Genomic DNA, 1,679 nt, shown 5'->3' with positions numbered 1-1,679 from the left:
CTCAACGGCAGTGGTGAAGCCATTGATGGGACTACCACCGCAAATGACGATTCTGACGGCCAGGGTGTCCTGAACCGAGTCGCTGTCGAGGGGACCTCACTTGTTGTCGAACTTGGCTCTGAGGCTGAGGTCGACCAGGTCAATCTCATTCAACCGAATGGTGAGTTGTTCGGACGACGCGAGGTTGCTGCCGGCGTTCGACAGGTTTCATTCGAGATTGGGACTGCGTACAACCCCGGTGAATACCGTGTGTTAGCGGTTCAGGGCGAGGACACTGTCGACGAGACGAGTCTTGATATTCGACCCGAACTCGAGATCGTCGATGTCGGGCTTTTCAGAAACAATCCCGACAAGCCGTGGGACGAGGTGTACGGTGAGAGTGAGACTGATACAAAAAAGAACGGTGAGGCGTTCGTCACTGTCGCGAATACTGGAAGCGGACCAGAAGCTGTCGTCGAACTTCGGTTTGAAAATGATGTACCGAACCCTTCAGAGAACCCTCGTGGAAGTGGCATTCACAACAGCGATGCTGTAGTCATTCCACCTGGTGATGAAATCGATCTTTTCAGTAGTTCATTCCCATTCGGAGCAGAGATTGGGGAGGAAGGCATGGGCTGTTCAATCACCGGCAACGATGGGCAGTTCAAAATCACACTCGAGGTCCGTACCACGACACAAAATGTTGAGAGCGATTTCAACGTGCAGTATTCGGGCTCTGACGCGATGCATGATTGCCGCATCGAAATCACTGAGAAGTAACCGATGGTGGACCTCATTGACGTCGTTCTGGAGGGATTCAAGGACGTCATCGGATGGGTTACTGATGTTTTCAGAGAGGGACTCTCGACCGGCTATCAGGACCTCACCGAGGCTATGTTTGGAACACCCACTCCCCAAACTGATGGAGTCTTCATGTTTGGTACTCCCTCAAACGCACCATGGCCGTCGATAAGAGACGCTCTAATTGGTGGTGAAGTGATGCTCCTCGCCTTGTTTCTCCTCGTGATGAGTGTCCAAGGTCGACACGCAATTCGAATATTCAATTTCGGGAGTGCATATGAGGCCAGCAAGACCAAGAAAACCGCCTGGACTGGTGCTTTCCTGATAATCTTGTGGTACTGGGTCGGTGTTTTAGCACTGTACCTGGTTGATGGATTTACGATTGCTTTGCTCCCAGGGCTGACCACACTTCGTGGTGTGATGGTAGGTTTCCTGAGCGCAACGGTGATGAATCCCGTACTCGCTTTCTTGCTCGCAGCAGTCGGTGGAATCTCGATGTGGGCGATAGAGGCGCTCTTTTTTATCCGCGAGATCTTGCTGTACGTCTACGTCTACGGGATGCCGATTGCCATCGCGCTCGGATATGGAAACATCCCAGTTCTCTCTGACATCGCGACTGGCTTTGCAAAACGATTCGTTCCCTTAGTCGTTCTCCCACTCCCGGCAGCAGTCGTGTTCAAAGGCTACGACCTGCTATTCGCCAGCGGGACGTTCTCGCCAGCGACTGCATTTCTCCAATATCTCGTCGCTGTCTCACTCCCCGTTATCGCACTCTACCTGACGTGGAAGACGTTCTCCTACGCAACTCCGCTGACTGCGAAGGCCATTGGGTCGGCCAGCAGAGGCGCAGTGGTCGTCGGAAGCGTCGCGACTGGAGCGTACCTTGGTGGCGCTGGAGT

General features: G+C 53.4%; 2 protein-coding genes. Both read left to right on the top strand.

The features are described 5' to 3' along the window. On the top strand, positions 1-759 hold a 759-nt coding region (locus AUR66_RS21985; RefSeq protein ID WP_058572555.1), incomplete at its 5' end, for a hypothetical protein. 3 nt (positions 760-762) lie between these two features. Next, positions 763-1,679 (top strand): hypothetical protein (locus tag AUR66_RS11650; protein WP_058572554.1); only part of this gene is annotated, 917 nt, incomplete at its 3' end.

The sequence above is a fragment of the Haloferax profundi genome (assembly GCF_001469865.1).
Lineage (GTDB): Archaea > Halobacteriota > Halobacteria > Halobacteriales > Haloferacaceae > Haloferax > Haloferax profundi.
Note: the sequence above shows the minus strand (reverse complement) of the source record. Positions and strands in the feature narration are given on the sequence as shown.